We start from the raw sequence: 24,330 nt of genomic DNA, 5'->3' as shown, positions 1-24,330 counted from the left end.
CTGCGAGAGAATGAGACAGTGATCGAGCCCAGCCGCCTCCGCTCCCGCCCGACGATGGACGACGTCGCGGCGGTGGCCGGCGTCTCCCGCGGCACGGTCTCCCGGGTGCTCAACGGCGGGCACAACGTCAGCCGGCAGGCCCTGGCCGCGGTCGAGCGGGCCATCAGCAAGACCGGGTACGTGGTCAACCAGCACGCCCGCAGCCTGGTCACCCAGCGCTCCGGCTCGGTCGCCTTCATCCTCTCCGAGCCGCAGGACAAGCTCTTCGAGGACCCGAACTTCAACAACCTGCTGCGCGGCTGCACCCAGGTGCTCGCCGAGCACGACATCACGCTGCTGCTCACCGTGGCGGCCACCGGCGAGGACCGGCAGCGGATCGGCCGCTGGGTCACCGCCGGGCACGTCGACGGCGCGCTGCTGATCTCCAACCACCTGGGCAGCCCGCTGATCGCCGAGCTCAAGGAGCGGGGCCTGCCGTTCGTGGTCTGCGGCCGCCCGCTGGGCCAGGAGCGCGACGTCACCTACGTGGCCTCCGACGACCGCGACGGCGCCCGGCAGATGACCGAGCACCTGCGCTCCACCGGGCGCCGCCGGATCGCCATCATCACCGGCCCGCTGGACACCCCCGGCGGGGTCGACCGCCTGGCCGGCTACCGCGAGATCGTCGGGCACGGCGACCCGGAGCTGATCGCCACCGGCGACTACACCCGGGCCTCGGGCGAGGAGGCGATGGCCCGGCTGCTGCGGCAGGCGCCGGACCTGGACGCGGTCTTCGTCTGCTCCGACCTGATGGCCGCCGGGGCGATCACCACGCTGCAGCGGGCCGGCCGGCGGGTGCCGGAGGACGTGGCCGTCGGCGGCTTCGACGACAACAAGATCGCCACCACGACCACGCCGCTGCTGACCACGATCCGGCAGCCCTGGGCCCGGCAGAGCGCGGAGATGGTCCGGCTGCTGCTGGCCCACATCGACGGCGAGGAGCACTCGGCCGTCATCCTGCCGACCGACCTGGTGGTCCGCGACAGCGCCTAGAGCGGCCCCCGGTCGACGAAGCTGAACGTCGTGCCGGTGTCGGCGTCGCCCAGGAACTCCAGGTAGACCTGCGGCTTGCGCTCGCGCCACTGCAGCGTGCCGTGCGCGTCGTTGTAGATCGTGTACGTCGGCCGGCCCTTGTCGTCCTTCGCCCCCGTCGCCGTGACGGAGAACAGGGTCGCCTTGGTGGGCGTGCACTCGGTGGCGACCAGCTCGGCGGACTCGCCCGGGAGCACCTTGGCGCCCAGGCAGGGCGGCTCGCCGCCGGCCGGGGCCTGCGACTGGATCAGGAAGTCGACGCCCGCCGGGACCAGGGCGAACAGCGCGTCCGGGCCGGTGCCGTCGGAGGTCACCACCTCGTCGGGATAGGGCATGGCGAGGTCCCGGTCGACCTCCACGAAGTGGATGAGCGTACGCCGGGTGCCGGCCAGGATCGGGGCCGTGCCGGGCGTGGGCGCGGCCGAGCGCGGCGCCGCGGCGGAGGTGACGCGCGCGGTCGGCGCGCTGCCGAGCCCGGAGGTCTGCGCCGCGCCGTTCGGCACCGCCCCGATCCGGTGGGCCACGAGCAGGCCCCCGCCGGCGAGCGCGCCGAGCAGCACCACCGCGGCGAGCAGCACCCGGCCGCGGCGCCGGGGCCGCATCCCGCCGCCGGTGGCGGCCACCACATCCCCGGCCGGGCCGTACGGGGTGACCGTCGCGGCGGGAGGTGCCGGCGGCCGTCCGGCGTCGTCCGGGACCTCGCCGACCGGCAGCGGGGTCGCCGACCGGCCCGACGTGAGCAGCAGGTCGAGCAGCTCACGGGCGGTGGGCCGGTCGGCGGGGTCCTTGGCCAGGGCCCGGGCGACGATGCCGCGCAGCGGCGTGGGCAGCCCGGCCAGGTCCGGCTCCTGGGTCAGGATGCGCATCGCCGTGGCCGGCGCCGAGTCGCCCTGGAACGGCGTGCGGCCGGTGGCCGCGAACGCGACCACCGCGCCCCACGCGAAGATGTCCGCGGCCGGTCCGAGCCGGAGCCCGGGATGCTCGTCGAAGCGTTCCGGCGCCATGTAGGCGACGGTGCCGACCATCTGATCGGTACGGGTGTGCTGGCTGGTCGCCTCCAGCGGGCGGGCGATGCCGAAGTCGATCACCTTGAGCCCGCCCAGCGCGAAGAGCACGTTGCCCGGCTTGAGGTCGCGGTGGATGACCCCGGCGCCGTGGATCGCGGTCAGCGCGGTCGCGATGCCCACCGCCGCGCTGTGCAGGGCGGCGGGGGAGAGCGGGCCGCGCTCGCGCACCACGTCGGTCAGGGTCGGCCCGTCGACGTACTCGACCACCAGGTACGGCGGCTCGTGGTCCAGGTCCGCGCCGAGGACCTCCGCGGTGCAGAACGGCGGCACCTGCCGGGCCCGGCTGACCTCGCTGCGGAAGCGGCCGAGGAACTCCTCGTCGCGGATGAACTCGGTGCGCACCACCTTGACCGCGACCGGCCGGCCCTGCGGCGACCGCCCGAGGAACACGGTGCCCATGCCGCCGGCGCCGAGGCGGCCCACCAGCTCGTACTCGCCGAGGCGGTCCGGGTCGCCCGGGCGCAGGGGCTGACTCGACACGGTCCTTCTCCCCACGCTCCACGACTCGCCGAGGGGCACACTATCGCGCGCCGGCCACCCCGGCGCGCGCGGCGGGTGGCCGGGCGGGCCCCGGTGATTCATCATCGTCAGTGCCCGGGGCGCACCGGCGCCGGGCGCGACGAGAGGACCCACCGTGCCCGACGTGCAGGCCAACGGCATCAGGCTGTGCTACGACACCCTCGGCGATCCGGCCGGCCCCGCGCTGCTGCTGGTCATGGGGCTGGGCGCGCAGCTCATCGACTGGCCGCAGGAGTTCTGCGAGCAGCTCGCCGGCCGGGGCTTCCACGTGATCCGCTTCGACAACCGCGACGCCGGGTTGTCGGAGAACCGGCCGGAGTGGGGGGTGCCCGACATCCGGGCGATCGTCAAGGGGGACCGCACGACGGTGCCGTACCTGCTCGCGGACCTCGCGCGGGACACGGCCGGGCTGCTGGACGCGCTCGGCGTCGCGCGGGCGCACGTCGTCGGCGCCTCCATGGGCGGCATGATCGCCCAGCAGCTGACCATCGACCACCCGCAGCGGGTGGCCAGCCTCTGCTCCATCATGTCCACCACCGGCGACCGGTCGGTGGGCCGGGCGACGCCGGCGGCCGCGACGGTGCTGGGCACGCCGCCGGCCCCGGACCGCGACGCCGCCGTCGCCGCCACCGTCGCGGCGGCGCGGATCATCGGGTCGCCCGGCTTCCCGGCCCCCGAGGACGAGCTGCTGCGCCGCGCGCGGGCCAAGTACGACCGTGCCTACCACCCGCTCGGCACGCTGCGGCAGTACGCCGCCGTCACCGCCTCACCCGACCGCACCGCCGCGCTGGGCGGGGTGAGCGTGCCCACAGTGGTCGTCCACGGCGCCGACGACCCGCTGATCTCGGTCACCGGCGGGCAGGCGACCGCCGCCGCCGTGCCGGGCGCCGAGCTGGTCGTGCTCGAGGGCATGGGCCACGACCTGCCCCGGGCCCTGTGGCCCCGGATCGTCGATGCCGTCACCGCCAACACCGTGCGGGCGGGGGTGCGCTGAGAATGGTCCGCCGGGCCGCAGATTCTTGAACGATCGTTGAGATCCGGCGCCGCGGAATGGTCGTTCGGCGGACTGTGATCATGTCATTACGCGGTGGCGTCGTAATGGCGGGTCGCGATGGCCCCCGGTGGCGGCCGGCACCTGTCGGCCGCACCGCCGGAGGCGACCCCGATTCCTCTCACGACGGTCGCGCCCGGGGCCGGCCGAACCCGGCCCGACCTGCTGATTCGGCACCATGAATGCCCCATTCACCCGGCGCCGGTAATTGTTTTCGGGCCACGGAATGCGCCGCCGGCCACCGGCGGGCCGGGGTCCGACCGCCGCTGGGAACGCTTCCACCGAAACGAGACGCGGATCTCATGGCGTGGGGAAACGGGCCCGCCCCGGTCGCCCGTTCGGGTGAGGTGTGTAGTACCTTCGTCCTCTCCGGTGATCCGGACGTCCCCGCAGGACTGCTGCCGAGGCTCGATTCGGCCGATACCGCAGCGTATCCCGTCATGTCCGTTCGGGGCTTGAAATCAACGGCGGGATCACCCGATTGCCGGGCCTTTAATTAACCGGATGTTTCCGCTGTCCGCCATATTCGACAACGGCGCGGAGCCCGTGTAAAAAAATTGCCGCCCGACTTGAAAGCACCGGGGTGCATCGGGTTAGTGTTTGCCCGCCGGTGGGATGGGGCCCGCCGCATTTCGAAAGGCAACGGCTTTGGCTGCCGCCGTGATGATTGTGGTTTCGTTGGTGCTCGCGGGCTTCGCCGCGGTCACCCTGTGGTGGACGATGCACGCCTGGCGCACGCCGGAGACGCTGGCGTCGACCCGGTTCGCCGCGCCGGACGGCGAACACCGGCTGACCTTCAGCCTGCTGGTGCCCGCGCGGCACGAGCAGGCCGTGCTGGAGCACACCGTGGAGCGTCTGCTGGAGTCCACCCACACCGGTTTCGAGATCATCGTGATCGTGGGGCACGACGACCCGGAGACCGCCGAGGTGGCGCACCGGGTGGCCGCCACCGCGCCCGGGCGCATCCTGGTGGTGACCGACACCAACGAGCAGAAGAACAAGCCGCGGGCGCTCAACACCGCCCTGCCGTACTGCCGCGGCGACGTGGTCGGGGTCTTCGACGCCGAGGACCAGGTGCACCCGTCGCTGCTGGAGCACGTGGACCACGCGTTCCGGTCCACCGACGCCGACGTGGTGCAGGGCGGCGTGCAGCTCATCAACTTCCACTCCAGCTGGTACAGCCTGCACAACTGCCTGGAGTACTTCTTCTGGTTCCGCAGCCGGCTGCACCTGCACGCCCGCAAGGGGTTCATCCCGCTCGGCGGCAACACCGTGTTCGTGCGCACCGACGTGCTGCGAGCCGCCAACGGCTGGGACGGCACCTGCCTCGCCGAGGACTGCGACCTGGGCGTGCGGCTGTCCAGCCGGGGCGCCAAGGTGGTCGTCGCGTACGACTCCGCGATCGTCACCAAGGAGGAGACCCCCGGCACGCTGGTGTCGCTGCTCAAGCAGCGCACCCGGTGGAACCAGGGCTTCCTGCAGGTCTACCGCAAGGGCGAGTGGCGCCGGCTGCCGGAGTTCGGCCAGCGGATGCTGGCCCGCTACACCCTGACCCAGCCGTTCCTGCAGGCGTTCTCCGGCATCGTCATCCCGATCGGCATCGCCATCGCGATCTGGGCCGAGCTGCCGGTGTTCGTGGCGCTGATCACGTTCGTGCCGGTCATCCCGATGGCCGCCAACCTGGTCTTCCAGACCGTCGGCCTGCGCGACTTCGGCCTGCAGTACGGCCTGCGCACCCGCTGGCACCACTACGCGCGGCTCATCCTCGGCGCCTTCCCCTACGCGCTGGTGCTGGCCGTGGCGGCGCTGCGCGCGGTGTGGCGCGAGTACACCGGCAAGCGCAACTGGGAACTGACCGCGCACACCGGCGCGCACCTGACCAAGGAGCCCGTCGCGGCCAAGAGCGGAGTCGCCGCATGAGCATCGCCGAGGCCCCCACCCAGGTCATCATGCTGCCGGACGTACCGGTGCAGCCGGAGCCCCGGCCCGCGCCGCGCCGCCGGTCGCGCGCCGACCTCTACGTGGCCGGCGGCCTGGCCGCCCTGGTCCTGTTCTTCCTGGCCTGGAACATCACCGGCTTCCCGACCGCGACCGACGACGAGGGCACCTACCTGGCCCAGGCCTGGGCGGTGCAGCACGGGCAGGGCCTGGCCCACTACACCTACTGGTACGACCACCCGCCGCTGGCCTGGATCCAGCTCGCCGGCCTGGCCTGGCTGCCCACCGTGCTCGCCCCCGAGCTGATCGCCGTCGCGGCCGGGCGGATCGCGATGCTGCCGGTGGTCGGGGCCAGCCTGATCCTGGTGTACGTGATCAGCCGGCGGCTGGAGATGTCCCGCTGGGCCGCCGCGCTGGCCCTGCTGACCTTCGGGCTGTCGCCGCTGGCGATCACCATGAACCGGCAGATCTACCTGGACAGCTTCGCCGTGGTGTGGATGCTGGCCGCCCTGGCGCTCGCCCTCTCGCCGCGCAAGCACCTCTGGCACTACGCCGCCGCGGGCGCCGCGACGGCGGTCTCGGTGCTGAGCAAGGAGACCATGCTGCTGACCGCCCCGGCGGTGCTGGTGGCGATGTGGCAGAACGCCGCGAAGACCTCCACCCGGCCGTGGGCCTTCGGCGGCTACGTCAGCGGCCTGATCCTGGTCGGCGTCTTCTACCCGCTGTACGCGCTGCTGCGCGGCGAGCTGTTCCCCGGCGCGGGGCACGTGTCGCTGATCGGCGCCTGGCAGTTCCAGCTCACCTCGCGGTCGGGTTCCGGTTCGGTGTTCGAGGCGGGCTCCGGCTCCCACTCGCTGATCGCGGCCTGGCTGTACTACGACACCGTCATCCTGGTGGCCGGCCTGGCCGCCACCGTGGTGGCGCTGGCGGTCCGCCGGCTGCGGGCGCCGGCGATCGCCGCGGTCATCCTGGCCCTGGTCGCCCTGCGCCCCGGCGGCTACCTGCCGGCCATGTACGTGGTGCAGATCCTGCCGTTCCTGGCCATCGTCATCGCCGGCGTCGCGGACGAGGGCGTGCGGCGGCTCCAGCCGCGGCGCAGCTGGTGGCGGTGGGCCGTGCTGGGCGTGGCCGCGGTGACGGCCCTGACGCTGGTGCTGCCCCGCTGGTACGTCGGCGACCGCCGCGCCCTGACCACCGACGACAACGCCCACTACGCGGCGGCGGCCACCTACCTGCGCGAGCAGCTGCCGGACCGGGCCACGAGCACCGTCGTGGTCGACGACGTGCTCTGGATCGACTGCGTCAACGCCGGCTACCAGCGCGAGAAGGTCATCTGGTTCTACAAGCTGGACCTCGACACGGCGGTCGCGGCGACGCTCAAGGACGGCTGGCGCGACGTGGACTACATCGTGTCCACCCCGGCGCTGCGCCAGGATCCCGGCTCCCTGCCCACGGTCACCAAGCTGTTGACCAACTCCACGCCGATCGCGACCTTCGGCCCGCAGGACGGCCGCATCGAGATCCGCCGGATCGACAAGAACAAGTCATGACCGACTGCACCGGAGCGGGCGTGCGAGTGAAGGGCCGGGGCATGACAAAGGAGGACCAGCCATGACGCTCACCACGGGTGACCGCTCGATCGGCCGAGCCGCGGTGTCGCGGATGCCCCCCGCCGTCGGCCAGGCCCGGGTGTCGAGGATGGCCGGCGCGATCGGCCAGGTGCAGGTGGCCACGGCGCTGCGGCAGACCATCGTCATCCCGACCTTCAACGAGCGCGGGAACATCGGCGCGCTGCTGGACCGGCTGGCCGCGGTGCTGCCGGAGAGCGACACCGAGATCGTCTTCGTCGACGACAGCACCGACGACACCCCGGACGTGATCCGGGCGGCGGCGTCCACCTTCCCGATCCCGATCACCGTGCACCACCGGGAGCACGGCGCCGGCGGGCTCGGCGGCGCGGTGGTGGAGGGCATGCGGCTGGCCCGGGGCGCCTGGATCGTGGTGATGGACGCCGACCTGCAGCATCCGCCGGAGGTCGTCCCCGACCTCATCGCGGCCGGCCTGCGCGACGGCGCCGACCTGGTGATCGGCACCCGGTACGCCGGCGGCGGCGCCAAGGACGGGCTCTCCGACGGCTACCGCAAGCTCATCTCCGGCGGCTCCACGCTCTTCACCAAGCTGCTCTTCCGCAACACCCTGTTGCAGGTCAGCGACCCGATGAGCGGGCTGTTCGCGGTGCGCACGAGCTCGCTGCAGGTCGACGAGCTGCGCCCGCTGGGCTACAAGGTGCTGCTGGAGCTGGTGGTCCGCAACCGCCCGGGCCGCATCGTCGAGGTGCCGTACACCTTCCAGCCCCGGCACGCCGGGGAGTCCAAGTCCACGATGGCCGAGGGCGTGCGCTTCCTCAAGCACCTGGCGATCCTGCGGGTCGGCGCCGCGCGGACCCGGATGCTGGCCTTCGCCCTGATCGGCCTGTCCGGCCTGCTGCCCAACCAGCTCGCGCTGTGGTTGCTGGCCCACGTCGCCGGGGTGCACTACCTGCCGGCGGCGGTGCTGGCCAACCTGGTCGCGGTCGGGTGGAACTTCGCCCTGACCGACACCCTGCTGTACCGCAACCGCCGGCACCGCAGCCTGGCCGGCCGGATGAGCCGCTTCTTCGTGCTGGGCAACGCCGACCTGCTGCTGCGGATCCCGCTGCTCGCCCTGCTCGTCGACGGCGCGCACGTCGGCGTGCTGATCGCCAACCTGATGACGCTCGTGACGTCCTTCGTCGTGCGCTTCGGGATCCTCGACAAGGTCATCTACCGGGCCAAGCCCCAGCCCGCCGTACGGGAGAACGCATGAGCCGCCGTCCCCTTCCCCTGTTCAGCCGGCGCGACCGCGCCCGGATCGCCCAGCTCATCGTCATCACGCTGGTCCTGGTGCTCGCGGTGCCCGGCAAGTCGTTCGCCGGGGCCAACCTGCTGAGCAACCCCGGCCTGGAGGTGGTCGACGCCACCGGCTTCCCGGTCTGCTGGGAGCAGTCCGGCTGGGGCGACAGCACCCACACCTACGAGGTGACGCACACCGCGCCGCACAGCGGGACCAACGCCATGAAGGTCACCGTCTCGAAGATCACCAGCGGGGACCGCAAGGCGCTGATGCTGGAGAACCCGTCCTGCGCGCCGAACGTGACGCCGGGCCACCAGTACGACGTGTCGGCCTGGTACAAGACCACCACCCCGAACACGGTCATGACGATGTTCCGCCACGACGTCGCCCAGGGCTGGGTGTACTGGACCGACCTGGCCACGCTGACCACCACCACCGCCTGGAAGCAGAAGACGGTCCGCACCCCGCCGGTGCCGGCCAACACCGACCAGATCGTCTGGGGCGTCACCATCTACGGCGTCGGCACGCTGCAGACCGACGACTACGCCATGGTGGACGCGACGCAGGCCGCGCCCGGCACCTCGTGCAGCGCCGGCGCCGCCTGCACCGCCGGCGCCTGGCAGGTCATGCCGTTCAACTCGCCGGTGCGCGGCATCCACGCCGTGGTGCTCAAGAACGGCAACGTGCTGCTGGTCGCCGGCTCCGGCAACGACCCGGCCGCGTTCGCCGCCGGCACCTTCACCACCGCGGTCTACAACCCGCGCACCGGCTCGTTCACCAATGTGGCGACCCCGGCCGACCTGTTCTGCTCCGGGCACGTCCAGCTGGCCGACGGCCGGGTGCTGATCATGGGCGGCAACAAGGACTACCCGGCGGCCGACGGCAGCCACGGCTACAAGGGCCTGAAGGACTCGTACATCTTCGACCCCGACACGATGGCGTACACCAAGGTCAACGACATGACCGCCGGCTCCTGGTACCCGTCGGCCACCGTCCTGGGCAACGGCGACGTCATCTCGCTGGGCGGCCTCGGTGAGGACTCCGGCGGCACGGTCGCGACGCAGTACTTCAAGAGCAGCGAGCAGCGCTGGCTGGGTCTCAACGAGGCCAACCAGACCTGGAGCTTCTGGGGCCTGTACCCGTCGATGGTGCTGATGCAGGACGGCCGGCTGTTCTACACCGGCAGCCACGTCTTCGGCAACGGCCTGCCCGGCACCGGCTCGTCGATCTACGACTACCAGGCCAACACCATCACCCCGGTCACCGGCCTGCAGCGCAAGGACGAGCGCGACCAGTCGATGAGCGTGCTGCTGCCCCCGGCCCAGGACCAGCGGGTGCTGACCCTCGGCGGCGGCAACATCGACAGCAACCCGGACGCCAACCGGCTCACCGACCTGATCGACCTCAAGCAGGCCACCCCGGTCTACCAGGCCGGCCCGCTGCTGCCCAGCGGCAAGATGACCGGCGGCGTCGCGCAGACGGCCACCCAGGGCAAGATGTACGTGTCCGCGGTGCTGCTGCCCGACGGCAAGGTCTTCGAGACCGGCGGCGCCCTGCACAACCGGGCCGACCCGGTGTACGAGGCGTCGATGTTCAACCCGGCGACCAACACGTTCACCGCGGGCATGGCCACCGACCCGGTGCCGCGCGGCTACCACTCGTCGGCGTTCCTGCTGCCGGACGGGCGCGTCATGTCCGTCGGCGACAACCCCGGCGACGGCACGTTCGACATGCGGATCTCGGTGTACTCGCCGCCGTACCTGTTCAAGGGCGGGCGGCCGCAGATCCTGAGCATGGCCGGCAGCCAGTGGGCGTACGGCACCACCAAGCAGATCACCGTGGACGGCCCGATCCTCAAGGCCGCGCTGATCCGCCCGGAGGCCGTGACCCACTCCAGCGACCCGAACCAGCGCTACGTCGACCTGCCGATGACCGTCACCGGCACCACCATCGGCCTCAACCTGACGAGCAACCCCAACCTGGCTCCGCCCGGCTGGTACATGCTCTACGTGGTCGGCACCAACGGCGTCCCGTCGGTCGCCCAGTGGGTGCAGGTCCAGTGACGGGCCCGCGCCGCGGCCTGCTCGTGCTGGCCGTGCTCGGGGTGCTCGGCGTCGGGGCCGCCGGGATCTGGTTCGTCGCGGCGCCGGGGGAGCACGCGTCCCCGGTGGCCGCGGCGGCCCCCCGGCCGACGGACAGCACCTGGCCGGGCCTGGCCGCCGGCCCGTCCGCGGCGGCGCCGGTCACGCCGAGCGCCGCCGCCCCCGCGGAGACCTCGGCGCCGGCGGCCGGAGCCGGCGGCCCGGCGGAGCCGGTCGCCGCGCCGTTCGTGCAGAACTACGCCGGCCAGCCGGGGGTGAAGCCGCTCAAGCCGCTGCCGTCCCCGACCGGGACCCACTACGTACGGCCCAATGTCGACGGTTGCGACCACAACTACGGCGGGATCACCCAGTGCGTGCCGTGGACGTTCCCGGCCGGCACCACGGACAAATGCGCCTGGCTGGCCGGGCACGGCTTCAAGAACCTGAAGGTGGCCGCCACCGACCGGCAGCGGCTCGACAGGGACGGCAACGGGATCGCCTGCGACGACTGAGGGTCCCCGCGCATCGACGGGAGACGATAGGGTTCGTCCCAACATCTGGTCCCCGAGTGCCGGAGGCGTCCCTCGATGCGATCCGTCCGATTCCTGGTGCGGGCTCTGACCGCCGGCACCGCCCTGCTCACGGTGGTCGCCGGGGCTGCTGTGGCGCAGGCCGCGCCCGCTGCCGGCACCGAGCCGGTGTACGACTACACCCAGGCCGTCCGCGAGCAGGTGTGGGTGCAGACCACGGTGGACAGTGACGCGGACGGCGCCCCGGACCGGGTGGCCGTCCGCATCATCCGGCCGCGGACCGACGCCCGGGTGCCGGTGATCTTCCAGGCCAGCCCGTACTACGCGGGGCTCAACGACGTACCGAACCACGACGACATCGACCGCGACGCGCCCGGCGCGCGCCGCGGCGCGGTGGCCGGCGCGGACCGGGCGGCCGAGACCATCACGTTCGCCGGCTACCTGGACAACTACTTCGTGCCCCGCGGCTACGCGGTGGTCTTCGCCGACAGCCTCGGCACCGGCGGCTCGGACGGCTGCCCCACCTCGGGCGGGCGCAACGAGACGCTCGGCATGAAGGCGGTCGTCGACTGGCTCAACGGGCGCGCCGCCGCCTTCGACGCCGCCGGGGCCCCGGTGGCGGCCGGCTGGTCGACCGGGCGCACCGGCATGATCGGCGTCTCCTACAACGGCACGCTGCCCAACGCCGTCGCCGCCACCGGCGTGCGCGGCCTGGAGACCATCGTGCCCATCGCCGGCATCTCCAGCTGGTACGACTACTACCGCGCCAACGGCGGCGTCGTCGCGCCCGGGGGCTTCCAGGGCGAGGACACGGACGTGCTGGCCAAGGCGGTGTTGACCCGGGAGCACCCCGAGGTCTGCGCCGACGTCATGGCCGCGCTGGAACGCGACCAGGACCGGGTCACCGGCGACTACAACGCCTACTGGGCCGAGCGGAACTACCTGCGCGACGTGGCCAAGGTGCGGGCCAGCGTGCTGCTGGTGCACGGGCTGCACGACGACAACGTCCGGACCGGCCAGGCCGGGCAGTGGTGGGCCGCGCTGGCGCGGCGGCACGTGCCCCGCAAGATCTGGCTGCACCAGGCCGGGCACACCGACCCGTTCAACGTCCGCCGCGCGGAGTGGCTGAGCACGCTGCACCGCTGGTTCGACTTCTGGCTCTACAAGATCGACACGGGGATCATGCGGGAGCCGATGGCCGACGTCGAGGTCGCGCCGACCGTCTGGCGCACGTCGCGCACCTGGCCGGTCCCGGGCACCCGGCCCACCCCGATGTTCCCCGGCGCCGGCGGCACGCTGGGCGGCGCCCCGTCCGGCTCCGGCACCCGCGAGTCGTTCGTGGACGACCCGGCGCGGACCGCCGAGCAGCTCGCCGGCGACGGGCTCGGCGCCGACCCCAACCGGCTGGCCTACCTGTCCGCGCCGCTGACCCGCGAGACCCGGCTGTCCGGGACGCCGACGGTCACCGTCCGGGCCGACCTGGCCGGCGCGTCGCCGTACCTGACCGCCCTGCTGGTCGACTACGGGCCGGCCGAGCGCTATGCCGGCCTGCGCTCGCGGCCCGAGCAGGACTGCGTGGGCCCCGGCATCCCCGGCGACCCGGGCTGCTTCAACCGCCGGGAGTACGTCACCGCGCCGACCGCCTCGGAGATCGTCACCCGGGGCTGGCTGGACGTGCGCAACCGGCTGTCCGCGGCCCGCAGCACCCCGGTACGCGCCGGGAAGGCGTACACGTTCAGCTGGGATCTGCAGACCGAGGACCACGTGTTCGCGGCCGGCCACCGGATCGGCCTGGTGCTGATCTCCACCGAGCGCGACCACACCCTGCGCTACCCGGCCGGCACCACGGTCGGCGTCCGGCTCGGCGTGTCCCGGGTGGTGCTCCCGCTGGCCCGCTGAAACTTTTTCGGGAAGGTCCGAACGATCGGCAGATCCACGCCGTAGTCCTGTCCGAGGCGTCACGCATCGCGTACGCACCGTCAAGGGGACAGCGGGGGCTGCCATGACCAGTGTCATCGACCACGACGTACCGGCTCCCTCCTGGTTCGCACGCCAGGGGGACCTGATCATGCGGCGCCCGTTCAACGAGTGGACCTTCACCCACATGAACTGGCTGCTGCCCACCGAGCGCGTCGCCCGCGGCCCGCTGCACCGGCCGCTGCCCGACCGGCACCGCGAGCTGGCGCTCACGTACCGGTTCGACGGCGCCGAGCTGAGCCTGGCCGACCTGCACCGGCGGACCTTCACCACGGCCTTCGTGGTGCTGCACCGCGGCGCGCTCGTGCACGAGTCGTACCCCGGGGCCTTCGCCGGCCCGCGCTCGCGGTTCCAGCTGTTCTCCCTGTCCAAGTCGCTCACCTCGATGCTGGTCGGCATCGCCCTGGCCGAGGGGGCGATCGGCGCGGTGACCGACCGGGTCACGGACTACCGGCCCGACTTCGCCGGCACGGCCTACGCCGACGCGACCCTGGCCGACCTGCTCGCGATGACCAGCGGGGTCGGCGACCTCGAGGCGTGGGACGTGCCCGGCACCGACATCAAGCGCTTCGAGGAGGCCTGCCTGGGCCGGGGCAGCGTCGAGGACGTGCTGCGCTCCGCCCGGCGCCACGCGGCGCCGGGGCAGCACTTCAACTACTCGACGCTGGACGCGCAGCTCATCGGCTGGGTCCTGGAGGCCGCCACCGGCATGTCCCTGGCCCGGTACGCCGCCGAGCGCCTCTGGAGCCGGCTCGGCGCCGACCGTGACGCCTACTACTGGCTCTCCCGCTCGCGGCCGCGGACGGCGATCGGCGGCGGCTCGTTCAACGCGACGGCCCGCGACGTGGCCCGCCTCGGGCTGCTGATGGCCCGCGACGGGGTGCTCGACGGCGAGCAGATCATCCCGCGGGACTGGGTGCGCCGCGCCGGCGTCCGGGACGTGCCGCACCTGGCGGTCGGCGCGCTCGGCCCGAGCGGCTACGACCACTACGGGTACGCGAACCAGTGGTGGACCCTGGACGGCGGCGCGTTCACCGGCCTCGGCGTGCACGGGCAGTACCTGTTCGTCGACCCGGCGGCGGACGTGGTGATCGTCAAGTGCAGCGCCTGGCCGACCGAGGACGACCCCGACCGGGACCGGGAGACCGTCGCGGCCCTGCAGGCCGTCACCGCCCGGCTCAGCGGCCGGTCAGTGAGCCTGGTCGCGTAGCGCCGCCAGCACCGCGGCCCGGGCCGGCCCGTCGGCGAGGCCGGGCAGGCCCGACGCGTACGGCTTCAGCGCGGCGAGCAGCGCCACCCGCGGATCCGGGTCCGACCGCCCGCGCAGCGCGCCGAGGAACCAGCCGAGCCCGGCGGCGTGCGCGCGCTCCTGCTCGGTCAGCCGGTCCGGGTGCTCCGCGCCCTGCCGGACCGTGGCCAGCCAGCCCCGGACCCGGGCGCCGAGCGGCGACCCGACCTCGATCGGGTGGCCGGCGTCCAGGGCCGGCGTGAGGCCCGGGGTGTCGGCGAGGCCGAGCACGGCTGCCTGCCGGCGTACCTCGGCCACGGCGACCGCCCGCTGCCGCTCGGCGCCGGCGGTCTCGGCCGCGGCGACCAGTTCCGCGGTGTCCGGGTCGCGCCGGCGCGCCCGCAGCAGGTCGCCCCGGGACGCCGGGGTGACGAACCACGGTTCCAGCTCGGCCGAGACCAGCGCGGTCCGCAGCGGCCGCTCGGGCAGCCGCACCCCGGTGATCCGCTGGGCGAGGACGATCGCCCGCGCCTCCGCGTCCTCCCAGGTGCGCTCCGACTCGTCGGACGGCGGTCGCAGGCCGAGGGCGTCCATCAGGCGCCGCAGCATCCCGGGGTCCGACCCCCAGACGGTCTCCTCGGCCGGATAGGCCGGGTCGAAGCCGGTGACCGTCGTGCCGTCGACGGCGTACGCGAAGTGCCCGGCCGCCCCGGCGTGCCGCGACACACAGACCGCGGCGGCGCCCCGCGACGCGGCCTCCAGCAGCGCCCGGTCGGCGCCGAGGGCGCCGCCGGGCTCGATCACGACCGACCAGGCCCCGAGCCGCACGGCCGCGGCGAGCCGGGGGGACGCGGTCAGCTCCGCGCCGGTGCGTTCCCGGACGGTCTCCGGGCAACCGCCCAGCCGGCGCAGCGCCGCCGGGGCGTCGACGCCCTTCAGGTAGGTCAGACAGAAGGTCCCGCCCAGCTCGTCGCCGAGCGCCCGGGCGTGCGCGAGGTCGTCCACAGGTGGGGAGCATAGGCGTCCGCGCCCCCGTATCGTCGGGGGATGGGCCGCGACGAGACCCTGCGGCGCCTGCGGGCGGAGGCGCAGGAGCAGGTGGATCGGCTGGACGCCGAGCTGGCCGCGCTGTTCGAGGCCTCGCGCAGCTCGAACGCCGACGACGAGCACGACCCGGAGGGCAGCACCATCGCCTTCGAGCGGGCGCAGCTCACCGCCCTGCTGGCCGCCGGCCGGCGCCGGATCACCGACCTGGACGGCGCCCTGGAGCGCTCGGCGGCCGGCACCTACGGCGGCTGCGCGCGGTGCGGCGAGCCGATCCCGGAGGAACGCCTCGCCGCCCGGCCCTTCGCCACGACCTGCGTCGCCTGCGCCGGCCGGGCCTGAGCCCGGCCGCGGCTCAGAAGCGGAAGGTGGAGACCAGGCCGCTGAGCTCGGTCGACATCCGGGCCATCTCGGCGGTGGCCTGCTGGGTCTGCGCGACGCCCTGGGCGGTCAGCCGCGCGGCCTCGGCGACGCCGGTGATGTTCTGCGCGATCTCGCCGGTGCCGCCCGCGGCCTCGCCCACGCTGCGGTTCATCTCGGCGGTGGTGGCCGTCTGCTCCTCCACCGCGGAGGCGATGGTGGTCTGGAAGTCGCTGATCCGGGCGATGACCGCGGAGATGCCCTCGATCGCCGCGACCGCCCCGCTGGTGTCGCTCTGGATGGCCTCGACCCGGCGGGAGATGTCCTCGGTCGCGCGGGCGGTCTCCTGGGCCAGGTCCTTGACCTCGCTGGCGACCACCGCGAAGCCCTTGCCGGCGTCGCCGGCCCGGGCGGCCTCGATGGTGGCGTTGAGCGCGAGCAGGTTGGTCTGCTCGGCGATCGAGGTGATGACCTTGATGACGTTGCCGATCTCGGCCGAGGACTCGCCGAGCTTGCCCATGGTGGCCGAGGTGGCGGCGGTGACGCTGACGGCCTCGGCGGCGACCCGGGCGGCCTCGGTGGCGTTCTGGGAGATCTCCCGGATCGAGGCGCCCATCTCCTCGCTGCCGGCGGAGACGGTCTCGACGCTGCGGGACACCTGCTCGGCCGCGGCCGACACGGTCTGGGCCTGGGCGGAGGTCTCCTCGGCCGAGGCGGCGATCTGGGTCGCCGTGCCGGTCATCTGCTCCGTGGCGCTGGCCAGGGACGCGGCGGAGCCGTCGATGGTGGTGACGGTCTGCCGGAGCCGGCCCACGGCGGCGTCCAGGGCCTGGCCCATCCGGCCGGGCTCGTCGCGGGACGTGAGGCCGCTGGTCCGGGTCAGGTCGCCGGCGGCCAGGGCCTCGCAGACCACCTTGACCTTGGTCAGCGCCTGCACGATCCGCCGGGCCACCAGCGCCCCCAGGGCCAGGGCGAGCAGCACCCCGATGGTCAGCGTGAGGATCGCCGTCAGGCGGCTGGACTCGTAGCCGTCCCGGGCCGTGGCGGCGTTGCGGGCGGCGTCGGCCGTCTCGGTCTGGTCGAGCGTGGCGAGGTCGGCGTACATCGTCTTGATCAGGGGCAAGGTCTCGGTGTCGCGCAGCCGGGACCAGGTGGCCAGGTCGTTCTTCGCGCCCACCGGCAGCATCTTCTCCTGGCCCACCTTGCCGTACGTCGACCAGGTGGTCTCGAGCCGGTCGATGACGGCGGGGTCGCCGGCCGGCATGCTGTCGCGGTAGGCCTTCATCGCGGTGTCGAAGGTCCCGAGGTCCGCCAGATAGGCCTGGGTGAACTTGGTGACCGAGGCCTCGTCGGGGGACAGCGCCTGGTTGGCCAGGTCGGTCCGGGCCTGGCTGGCCGCCGTCTTGAGGGTGCCGACGGCCTTGATGCTGGCCACGTTGCTGCGGTAGATCTGCTGCGCGGAGTCGCTGGCCGCGCTCAGCGACCGGATGCCGTTGACGCCGACGATCAGGGCCACGAGGGCGGCGAGGGCCACCGCGGTGAGGACCTTGACGTTGACGCTGAGGTCGGCGAGCGACGGTCGTCCGCGGGCAGGCGTCTCCGAGGCGGTCAGCGTGGTCATGCCGGTCTTCTTTCCGGTGCAGGTGAGGCTGACCCAGCCGGGCCGGGCCCGCCTCGCGGCCGGCCCCGCGCCGTCCGCATGCTCACTATTGCCAGCGGGGGCGGCGGAGGGGGCCGACTTCGGCAATTTGCCCGGGGCTGGACCATGCATCCGCGGCGCCGCTCAGGGGTCGAGCCGCCGTACCGAGATCTCGACCCCCGCCGCGCGCAGCCGGGTGACCAGCGCGTCCCCGATGCCGGTGGCCGGGGTGAGCACGCCGCCGCCGGTGGTGGGCAGCTCCGCGCGGTTCAGCACCAGCGCCAGCGCCGACTCGCCGAGCATGACCGCGGTGGCCGCGTAACCGGGATCGCCCTGGGCGCGGAACCGGGCCGTGTAGCGGGCGCCGGTGCTGGTCCGGGTGAACAGGTCCATGGTGAAGTGGCCCTCGCGGCGGGCCTTCTCGCCCGGGCCGGCGCCGGGCTTGGGCAGGATCCGGTCCAGCACGAACCGGGTGGGCGGCAGGGACAGGCCGACGACCAGCGCGCCCAGCCCGGCCTTGAGGCCCGCGGCGAGCACCGGCGACAGCGGCGACGTGCCCACGCTCATCGCCTCGCGGTAGCGGAACTCCCGGCCGTACGCGTAGCCGCGCAGCGCGTTGCTGCGCCGCACCACCCGGGTGTTGTAGGACGCCATCACGAAGGGGCCCAGGCTGCCCCGCAGCGACGGGTCCACCTGCTCGCCGCGCAGCGTGACCATGTCGTCCTGCCGGCCCAGATCGGGCTCCTCGGCCCGCGCCGGGCTCAGCGAGTACGGGCTGGCGGCCAGCCGGCGCAGCGACCGGTCCTTCCTCAGCACGTCGAGCTGGTGGCGCATGGAGTCGATGGTGCCGCCGCTGAACCCGCCCTTCGCGCTGGTCACGACCAGCGTGGTTGCGGTCAGCTCGCCCGCGTCGTCGGCCCGCACGCGCTCCCACAGCACGTGCACGCCGATGTCCGACGGGATCGAGTCGAAGCCGCACGAGTGCACGATCCGGGCCCCGGTCGACCGGGCGAGCTCGTGGTTCTGGTCCGCGCTGGCCCGGGCGAAGAGCACCTCGCCGGTCAGGTCGACGTAGTCGGTGCCGGCGGCGGCGCACGCATGGGCCAGGGCCCGGCCGTACTTGGCGTACGGGCCGACGGTGGTGATCACGACGTGTGCCGCCCCGGCCAGGCGCTCGACCGCCTCGGCGTCGGCGGCGTCGGCCACCATGACCGGCCAGTCCACCCCGAGCCGGGCACGGACCGCCGCCAGCCGCTCGGCGGACCGCCCGGCCAGGGCGATCCGGGTGCCGGCCGGCGCGTGCGCGGCGAGGTGCCCGGCCACCAGCACGCCGACGAAGCCGGTGGCGCCGTAGACGACGATGTCGAGGTCGCGGACCCGGGGGGAGGTGGGATCACTCATGGTCGATCATTCTCCGGCACGGCGCCCGGACCCGCTCACCCGGGCAGCTTGACCCCGGAGAGTTCGGCGCAGGCGGCCAGCAGCTCCTCCTGCAGGTCCTCCCGGTACGCCGCCGGGTTGGCCCGCAGCTCCCGCCGGCGCTTGAAGTACCGGCCCGACACCCGGGCCGCCGGCTCGTCGGCGGTGGCCAGCCAGATCTGCGTCTCGGCGCCGGCCGGCAGCTCGTCGGTCGCGCCGGGCCCGCCCATCCGGGTCCGGATCCAGCCCGGGTCGACGGCATTGCTCAGGGTCTGCGGCCGGCGCCGGGCGACCGCGAAGGCCAGCAGCACGTCGTACAGCTTCGAGTCGCTGTACGCCTGCATGCCGTGCCAGTCGCGCTCCCGCCACTGCAGGTCGTCCAGGCGGGGCACGCCGCCGGACTCCAGCCCGGAGGTCAGGTACACCAGCCGGGACGGCCACGGGATCAGCGCGGTGAGCACGTACGGCGCCAGCACGTTGACCTGGAAGATCCGTTCCAGCCCGTCCCCGGTGCGCACGGGCGCGTCCTGGCCCCCGCCCACCCCGGCGTTGTGGATCACCACGTCGTACGGGCCCAGCGCCGCCGCCCGGTCGGCCAGCTCCCGGGTCTCCGCCAGGGAGGTCAGGTCCCCGCGCACCACCGCCGCGGCCCGCGGCACCGCCGCCCGGGCCTGCGCGGCGCGTTCCTCGTTGCGGGCGTGCAGCACCACGCGGTGGCCCTGCGCCGCGAGCGTGTCTGCGGTCTGCCGTCCGATGCCGTCGCTGGACCCGGTCACCAATATCGTCGCCATGTCCTCCTGCTTCCCTCGTGGCGCCGCGCTGAACATCACCAGCCGATCCGGAGGTCGAGCCGGCGGGACGGGGCCAGCGGGTCGTCGGCGTCGACCACCGCGACCAGCGACGCCCCGGCGGGCCCGGCGGCGCGCACGGCCAGGCCCTCGATCTTGTACGGCCCGCCGGGCACCGCGGCCACCGCGAGCACCCGCTCGTCGTCCAGCAGCGCGAGGGCGGCGCCGACCACCGGCCCGTCGTCGACCGCGTTCGGGGTGTCCTCGGCGGCGGCGGACACCAGCATCCGGCCGTCCGGCAGGGCCACCGCGTCGGTGATCGCCAGCGCCACCCCGCCGACCGTGCCCAGGTCGTAGCGCCGCGGGTCGCCCACCGCGACCGGGCCGGCGCCGAGCAGGGCGGACAGGTCCACGTCGACCGCCGCGGACGGCACCCCGGCGGCCGAGTTGCCCCGCTGGAACCAGCGCAGCCGTCCCCCGGCCCGGGCCGCGCCCTCCAGGTTGAGCCGGTCGGCCGGCACGCCGAGGGCCGCGGCGACCTGCCGGTAGACCGGCGTCAGATCCAGGGTGGTGAAGGCGCCGGGCGCGGTCACCAGGGAGGCGCGCATCCGGCGGGCGGTGGAGCCCGAGCCGAGCAGCAGCACCCCGCCGTCCACCGCGACCGCCGCCTCGAAGTCCGGCTTGAGGTGCTTGGTGCCCTCGGCCGCGGCGAAGGTGTCGTGCCCCTCGACCGGCTCGCTGACCCGGACCGCGGTCACCCCGGCGGGCCGCAGCCAGGCCGCGTGCGTGGCGTCGTCCTGCGCGACCAGCCAGCCGTCGCCGAACGCCGCGATGGCCGAGGCCGCCCGGACCGGCGCGCCGGTGGCGAACCGCAGCGGGGTGTCGTGCTCCACCTCGACGAGCATGGTCAGGTCCTCTCCGCGCGCATGCCGAACAGCAGCCGGGTGATCCGGGTCCGCCGCACCAGGATGTCGTACGCCACGAACGTGAGGACCAGCGAAATCGCCACGATGACCGCGTACTCGACGATGATCGGCGCGTGCCCCGGCACGACCAGGTAGGCCACCGCCACCACGATCGGCTGGTGCAGCACGTAGAACGGCAGCGCCGCCGCGCCGAGGTAGGCGAGGAGCCGGGCCCGGCCGGCCGGCGTCGGCGCCGCCCGGGCGAGGGGCTCCCGCGGGCGGTCGAGCCGGCCCAGGATGGCGACCAGCGCGCACCAGCCGGACACGCTGAACAGCGCCCGCGAGACCACCGCCAGCGGCGCCATGCCGGTGAACAGGTCCGTGCCGGCGGTGGCGAAGCCCGGTGCGCTCGCCGCGAACGCGACCACGGCCAGGACGGCGGCGACCCGGGCGTGGCGGCGCAGGGCGGCCCCGAAGCGTTCGTCGGTGGCGAGCACGAAGCCGTACAGGAAGAAGAGCACGTAGGCCCACCGGCTCCACGCCCCCAGCCCCTCCTCCAGGCCCAGCAGCACCCCGACCGCCGCGAGGGGGAGCGCGGGCAGCAGCACGACCCCGGCCCGGCCCGCCGCGGCGGCGGCGGCATCGACGGCGCGGCGGCGCGGTCCCTCGGGGAGGCGGGCCACCACGGCCGCGAGCATCAGCGAGTACGCCAGCAGCAGCACGACGAACCACAGGTGCCCGGTCTCGAACACCTCGCCGCGCAGCACGAACGGGAAGTCCCCGGGGGCGAACCGCACGGCGAAGAACCGCGGCAGGAACTCCAGGTAGCTCCCGTCGTAGCCGGCCTGGCCGCGCAGGCGCAGCCACGGCGGCACCGGGACGATGGTGAGCGTCGCCACCACCAGCGGCACGCCCAGCCGCAACAACCGCTCCCGGGCGAAGCCGCCCGGGCCGCGCCGGGCCAGCGAGTACCGGGCGCCGATGCCGGCCACCACGAACAGCAGCGGCATCGCCCAGACCACGCCGAGCCCGGCCAGCACCGTGGTCACCCCGGTCGTCTCGGCGTTCTTGACGTAGTAGTCGTCGGTGGCGTCGAAGACCAGGGCGGCGTGGAAGAACACCAGGCCGATGACGACGACGATGCGCACCACGTCCAGCGCGGTGCGCCGGGCGGGCGGCGCGGTCATGCCGTTGATCAGATCACGGGCGGCGCGGGGCTTGGGAACGCGCCCGCTGGGTACCGTCGAACCGTGTTCCTCATCTTCGGTCTCAAGTCCTCGGAGCGCCGGCTGGCCGCGCCCACCCTGCTGCACGCCTACTGCGGCGCGACCGTGGCGCAGGTGCTGATCCGGGTCACCACGAAGTTCAGCCTGTTCTTCATCCCGCTGTTCCCGGTCCGGCCGGCCCGCTACTACCTGCAGTGCACCAACTGCGGCGTCACGCAGCAGGTCGACTCGCGCGAGGCGGACCGGCTGGCGGTCTAGGACCCCGGTCAGCCGCGCGGCGCGCCGGTGCTGCCCCGCAGCACCAGCTTCGCGGCGGCGTGCTCGACCAGCGGGCCGTCGCGGTCGCCCTCGCGCAGCGCCAGCGTCATGGCGCGCACGCCGATCTCCTCCAGCGGCAGCCGTACGGTGCTCAGCGGCGGCGTCACGTCGACCGAGATGGGCATGTCGTCGAAGCCGATCAGGCTCATCTCGCCCGGCACGTCGATGCCCCGTTCCCGCAGGCAGGCCAGGGCGCCCACGGCCATCGAGTCGTTCAGCGCCGCGATGGCGGTCAGGCCGGGGTTCTGCGCCAGCAGGGTCGCGGCCGCCGCCGCCCCGCCGTTGCGGTCGAAGTCGGCGTAGACCACCTGCCGGGCGCCGAGCCGGTGCCCGTGCTCCTTGGCCGCGCGGCGCAGCCCGGCCAGGCGGTCGGTGGTGGTGGTCAGGTGCCGCGGCCCGGCGATGACGCCGATGGCCGTGTGGCCGAGCCGGTACAGGGCGTCGCCGGCCAGGTAGCCGCCGGGCTCGTTCTCCGGCACCACGGCGTCGCCGGCGTGCTCGTGCCGGCCGATCACCGAGACCCGGCCGCCGGTGCTCTGGTAGAGCCGCAGCTTGCCGTCCAGCCGGGCGGTGATCGGCGCGTCGACGTACCCGGAGCCGGCCAGCACGATCGCGGCGGTCTGGTGGGCGTGCAGCAGGTCCACGTAGGCCAGTTCGCGTTCCGGGTCGCGGTAGCTGTTGCAGATGATGACCAGCCGGCCGTGGTCGGTGGCCACCCGTTGCAGGCCGCGGGTGATCTCGGCGAAGTACGGGTCCGAGACGTCGTGGACGATCACGCCGACCGCGGTGCGGTCCGCCCGGGCCAGCTGCTGCGCGTTGGCGTTGGGGACGAACTGCAGCTCGGCGACGGCCGCGAGGACGCGCTCGCGCAGCGCGTCGGCGACCGGCTTGGGGCTGTTGTTGATGATGCGGGACACGGTCGCGGTCGAGACCCCGGCCCGCCGCGCGACGTCCGCGAGAGTCGCCACGCGGAGAACACTAGCCCATCAACCGCCGGGGGCAACCGCTTGCCTGCGGCGTGGGCGCGCCGGTAGCCTGCCGGGAAAGCGCTTACCTAGGGGGTTGGCCCATGTCCGCTCGCATCCCGATCGGGATCGTCATGAACGGTGTCACCGGAAGGATGGGCTACCGCCAGCACCTGGTCCGCTCCCTGCTCGCCATCCGCGAGAGCGGCGGGCTGCCGCTGCGCGACGGCTCGGTCCTCTGGCCCGAGCTGCTGCTGGTCGGGCGCAGCGAGGCCAAGCTGCGCGACGTGGCCACCCGCCACGGCCTCACCGAGTGGACCACCGACCTGGGCGCCGCCCTGGCCCGTACCGACATGCGGATCTACTTCGACGCCCAGGTGACCAGCGAGCGGGAGAAGGCCATCGGCCTGGCCATCGCGGCCGGCAAGCACATCTACACCGAGAAACCGCTGGCCACCACCCTGCACGGCGCGGTCGAGCTGGCCCGCGCCGCGGACGCCGCCGGGGTCAAGCACGGCGTGGTGCAGGACAAGCTGTTCCTGCCCGGCCTGCGCAAGCTGGAACGGCTGATCAGCGGCGGCTTCTTCGGCCGCATCCTGTCGGTCCGCGGCGAGTTCGGCTACTGGGTCTTCGAGGGCGACTGGCAGGCCGCCCAGCGCCCGAGCTGGAACTACCGGGCCGCGGACGGCGGCGGCATCGTGGTGGACATGTTCCCGCACTGGCACTACGTGCTGGAACAGCTGTTCGCGCCGGTACGGGCGGTCACCGCGCACGTCACCACGCACATCACCGAGCGCTGGGACGAGCGCGGCGAGCCGTACGAGGCCACCGCCGACGATGCCGCGTACGGCATCTTCGAGCTCGACGGCGGCGTGGTCGCGCAGATCAACTCCTCCTGGGCCGTCCGGGTCAACCGCGACGAGCTGGTCGAGTTCCAGGTGGACGGCACCGAGGGCAGCGCCGTGGCCGGCCTGCGCAACTGCCGCGTCCAGCACCGGGCCACCACCCCCAAGCCGGTGTGGAACCCCGACCTGCCGCTGACCCACTCCTTCCGCGACCAGTGGCAGGAGGTGCCCGACAACGAGGAGTTCGACAACGGCTTCAAGGCGCAGTGGGAGATGTTCCTGCGCCACGTCGCCGAGGACGCGCCGTACACCTGGGACCTGTGGGCCGGCGCGCGCGGCGTGCAGCTCGCCGAGCTCGGCCTGCAGTCGGCCCGCGAGGGCCGCCGCGTCGAGGTGCCGGAGCTGGAGCAGTGACCCCGCGGCTCAACCGGCGCGGCCGCCCCGTGGCGCCGCACCGGGTGGGGCCGGCCGCCGGCAAGGTGGCCCGG

The 24,330-nt window shown here is 73.8% G+C and carries 20 protein-coding genes; 12 read left to right on the top strand and 8 right to left on the bottom strand.

Going from position 1 to position 24,330, the window contains the following annotated elements; all coding sequences use genetic code 11:
* Positions 1 to 18 precede the first annotated feature (18 nt).
* Entirely contained in the window at positions 19 to 1,032 is a 1,014-nt protein-coding gene (locus tag Ani05nite_RS12410; RefSeq protein ID WP_377880459.1) for a LacI family DNA-binding transcriptional regulator, read from the top strand.
* Here the strand turns inward: Ani05nite_RS12410 and Ani05nite_RS12405 are convergent.
* Positions 1,029 to 2,618, bottom strand: a complete 1,590-nt coding sequence (locus tag Ani05nite_RS12405; protein WP_239129762.1) for a serine/threonine-protein kinase — start codon at positions 2,616 to 2,618, stop codon at positions 1,029 to 1,031. The genes Ani05nite_RS12410 and Ani05nite_RS12405 overlap by 4 nt on opposite strands.
* Positions 2,619 to 2,772: 154 nt before the next feature.
* Between Ani05nite_RS12405 and Ani05nite_RS12400 the strand changes: the two genes are divergently transcribed.
* From Ani05nite_RS12400 to Ani05nite_RS12365, 8 genes are all read left to right on the top strand, one after another.
* Positions 2,773 to 3,651 (top strand): alpha/beta fold hydrolase, encoded by an 879-nt coding sequence (locus Ani05nite_RS12400; protein ID WP_203768046.1) that lies wholly within the window; start codon positions 2,773 to 2,775, stop codon positions 3,649 to 3,651.
* Positions 3,652 to 4,371: 720 nt separating this feature from the next.
* Positions 4,372 to 5,628, top strand: coding sequence for a glycosyltransferase (locus tag Ani05nite_RS12395; protein WP_203768166.1), 1,257 nt, complete (start codon positions 4,372 to 4,374; stop codon positions 5,626 to 5,628).
* The gene (locus Ani05nite_RS12390) at positions 5,625 to 7,196 is read left to right on the top strand and encodes a phospholipid carrier-dependent glycosyltransferase (protein WP_239129759.1); all 1,572 of its coding nucleotides are present in this window, start codon (positions 5,625 to 5,627) and stop codon (positions 7,194 to 7,196) included. The genes Ani05nite_RS12395 and Ani05nite_RS12390 overlap by 4 nt, the downstream gene beginning before the upstream one ends.
* Before the next feature lie 61 nt (positions 7,197 to 7,257).
* Positions 7,258 to 8,490, top strand: coding sequence for a glycosyltransferase (locus tag Ani05nite_RS12385; RefSeq protein WP_239129747.1), 1,233 nt, complete (start codon positions 7,258 to 7,260; stop codon positions 8,488 to 8,490).
* The gene (locus Ani05nite_RS41830; RefSeq protein ID WP_203768045.1) at positions 8,487 to 10,580 is read left to right on the top strand and encodes a galactose oxidase early set domain-containing protein; all 2,094 of its coding nucleotides are present in this window, start codon (positions 8,487 to 8,489) and stop codon (positions 10,578 to 10,580) included. Before Ani05nite_RS12385 ends, Ani05nite_RS41830 begins: the two co-directional genes overlap by 4 nt.
* Positions 10,577 to 11,110 carry a hypothetical protein gene (locus tag Ani05nite_RS12375; RefSeq protein WP_203768044.1) on the top strand — a complete coding sequence of 178 codons (534 nt, stop codon included), beginning with the start codon at positions 10,577 to 10,579 and terminating at the stop codon, positions 11,108 to 11,110. The genes Ani05nite_RS41830 and Ani05nite_RS12375 overlap by 4 nt, the downstream gene beginning before the upstream one ends.
* Positions 11,111 to 11,185: 75 nt before the next feature.
* Positions 11,186 to 13,027 carry a Xaa-Pro dipeptidyl-peptidase gene (locus tag Ani05nite_RS12370; protein WP_203768043.1) on the top strand — a complete coding sequence of 614 codons (1,842 nt, stop codon included), beginning with the start codon at positions 11,186 to 11,188 and terminating at the stop codon, positions 13,025 to 13,027.
* A gap of 103 nt (positions 13,028 to 13,130) precedes the next feature.
* The gene (locus Ani05nite_RS12365; protein ID WP_203768041.1) at positions 13,131 to 14,315 is read left to right on the top strand and encodes a serine hydrolase domain-containing protein; all 1,185 of its coding nucleotides are present in this window, start codon (positions 13,131 to 13,133) and stop codon (positions 14,313 to 14,315) included.
* Here Ani05nite_RS12365 and Ani05nite_RS12360 read toward each other — a convergent pair.
* Positions 14,295 to 15,338, bottom strand: coding sequence for a DUF6461 domain-containing protein (locus tag Ani05nite_RS12360; RefSeq protein WP_203768039.1), 1,044 nt, complete (start codon positions 15,336 to 15,338; stop codon positions 14,295 to 14,297). The genes Ani05nite_RS12365 and Ani05nite_RS12360 overlap by 21 nt on opposite strands.
* A gap of 42 nt (positions 15,339 to 15,380) precedes the next feature.
* On the opposite strand from Ani05nite_RS12360, the gene Ani05nite_RS12355 reads away from it, so the two are divergent.
* Positions 15,381 to 15,719 carry a TraR/DksA family transcriptional regulator gene (locus tag Ani05nite_RS12355; RefSeq protein WP_203768037.1) on the top strand — a complete coding sequence of 113 codons (339 nt, stop codon included), beginning with the start codon at positions 15,381 to 15,383 and terminating at the stop codon, positions 15,717 to 15,719.
* A 13-nt stretch (positions 15,720 to 15,732) separates the two neighbouring features.
* Here the strand turns inward: Ani05nite_RS12355 and Ani05nite_RS12350 are convergent, their stop codons facing one another.
* The 5 genes from Ani05nite_RS12350 to Ani05nite_RS12330 form a co-directional block, all read right to left on the bottom strand.
* Positions 15,733 to 17,358, bottom strand: coding sequence for a methyl-accepting chemotaxis protein (locus Ani05nite_RS12350; RefSeq protein WP_203768034.1), 1,626 nt, complete (start codon positions 17,356 to 17,358; stop codon positions 15,733 to 15,735).
* A gap of 162 nt (positions 17,359 to 17,520) precedes the next feature.
* Positions 17,521 to 18,777 (bottom strand): saccharopine dehydrogenase family protein, encoded by a 1,257-nt coding sequence (locus Ani05nite_RS12345; protein ID WP_203768032.1) that lies wholly within the window; start codon positions 18,775 to 18,777, stop codon positions 17,521 to 17,523.
* A gap of 35 nt (positions 18,778 to 18,812) precedes the next feature.
* Positions 18,813 to 19,586: an SDR family NAD(P)-dependent oxidoreductase gene (locus Ani05nite_RS12340; protein ID WP_203768030.1), complete on the bottom strand. Its 774-nt coding sequence runs from the start codon at positions 19,584 to 19,586 to the stop codon at positions 18,813 to 18,815.
* A gap of 35 nt (positions 19,587 to 19,621) precedes the next feature.
* Positions 19,622 to 20,488, bottom strand: coding sequence for a DUF6910 family protein (locus tag Ani05nite_RS12335; protein ID WP_203768028.1), 867 nt, complete (start codon positions 20,486 to 20,488; stop codon positions 19,622 to 19,624).
* A 2-nt stretch (positions 20,489 to 20,490) separates the two neighbouring features.
* Positions 20,491 to 21,675, bottom strand: coding sequence for an acyltransferase family protein (locus Ani05nite_RS12330; protein ID WP_203768026.1), 1,185 nt, complete (start codon positions 21,673 to 21,675; stop codon positions 20,491 to 20,493).
* Positions 21,676 to 21,738: 63 nt separating this feature from the next.
* Here Ani05nite_RS12330 and Ani05nite_RS12325 point away from each other — a divergent pair, with 63 nt between their 5' ends.
* Entirely contained in the window at positions 21,739 to 21,972 is a 234-nt protein-coding gene (locus tag Ani05nite_RS12325; protein ID WP_203768024.1) for a zinc ribbon domain-containing protein, read from the top strand.
* A gap of 8 nt (positions 21,973 to 21,980) precedes the next feature.
* Here the strand turns inward: Ani05nite_RS12325 and Ani05nite_RS12320 are convergent, their stop codons facing one another.
* Positions 21,981 to 23,000 (bottom strand): LacI family DNA-binding transcriptional regulator, encoded by a 1,020-nt coding sequence (locus Ani05nite_RS12320; protein ID WP_203768022.1) that lies wholly within the window; start codon positions 22,998 to 23,000, stop codon positions 21,981 to 21,983.
* A gap of 101 nt (positions 23,001 to 23,101) precedes the next feature.
* Between Ani05nite_RS12320 and Ani05nite_RS12315 the strand changes: the two genes are divergently transcribed.
* The gene (locus tag Ani05nite_RS12315; RefSeq protein ID WP_203768020.1) at positions 23,102 to 24,256 is read left to right on the top strand and encodes a Gfo/Idh/MocA family protein; all 1,155 of its coding nucleotides are present in this window, start codon (positions 23,102 to 23,104) and stop codon (positions 24,254 to 24,256) included.
* Positions 24,257 to 24,330: the final 74 nt, after the last annotated feature.

The organism is Actinoplanes nipponensis, assembly GCF_016862275.1.
GTDB lineage: Bacteria > Actinomycetota > Actinomycetes > Mycobacteriales > Micromonosporaceae > Actinoplanes > Actinoplanes nipponensis.
This window is presented reverse-complemented; position numbering and strand designations above follow the sequence as displayed.

What these genes read in the sequence shown, in the direction of transcription:
- Ani05nite_RS12395 (WP_203768166.1), top strand. Translation starts at nt 4,372, where the DNA reads ATGATTGTGGTTTCGTTGGTGCTCGCGGGCTTCGCCGCGGTCACCCTG.
- Ani05nite_RS12390 (WP_239129759.1), top strand. Translation starts at nt 5,625, where the DNA reads ATGAGCATCGCCGAGGCCCCCACCCAGGTCATCATGCTGCCGGACGTA.
- Ani05nite_RS12385 (WP_239129747.1), top strand. Translation starts at nt 7,258, where the DNA reads ATGACGCTCACCACGGGTGACCGCTCGATCGGCCGAGCCGCGGTGTCG.
- Ani05nite_RS41830 (WP_203768045.1), top strand. Translation starts at nt 8,487, where the DNA reads ATGAGCCGCCGTCCCCTTCCCCTGTTCAGCCGGCGCGACCGCGCCCGG.
- Ani05nite_RS12370 (WP_203768043.1), top strand. Translation starts at nt 11,186, where the DNA reads ATGCGATCCGTCCGATTCCTGGTGCGGGCTCTGACCGCCGGCACCGCC.
- Ani05nite_RS12365 (WP_203768041.1), top strand. Translation starts at nt 13,131, where the DNA reads ATGACCAGTGTCATCGACCACGACGTACCGGCTCCCTCCTGGTTCGCA.
- Ani05nite_RS12355 (WP_203768037.1), top strand. Translation starts at nt 15,381, where the DNA reads ATGGGCCGCGACGAGACCCTGCGGCGCCTGCGGGCGGAGGCGCAGGAG.
- Ani05nite_RS12350 (WP_203768034.1), bottom strand. Translation starts at nt 17,358, where the DNA reads ATGACCACGCTGACCGCCTCGGAGACGCCTGCCCGCGGACGACCGTCG.
- Ani05nite_RS12345 (WP_203768032.1), bottom strand. Translation starts at nt 18,777, where the DNA reads ATGAGTGATCCCACCTCCCCCCGGGTCCGCGACCTCGACATCGTCGTC.
- Ani05nite_RS12340 (WP_203768030.1), bottom strand. Translation starts at nt 19,586, where the DNA reads ATGGCGACGATATTGGTGACCGGGTCCAGCGACGGCATCGGACGGCAG.
- Ani05nite_RS12335 (WP_203768028.1), bottom strand. Translation starts at nt 20,488, where the DNA reads ATGCTCGTCGAGGTGGAGCACGACACCCCGCTGCGGTTCGCCACCGGC.
- Ani05nite_RS12330 (WP_203768026.1), bottom strand. Translation starts at nt 21,675, where the DNA reads ATGACCGCGCCGCCCGCCCGGCGCACCGCGCTGGACGTGGTGCGCATC.
- Ani05nite_RS12315 (WP_203768020.1), top strand. Translation starts at nt 23,102, where the DNA reads ATGTCCGCTCGCATCCCGATCGGGATCGTCATGAACGGTGTCACCGGA.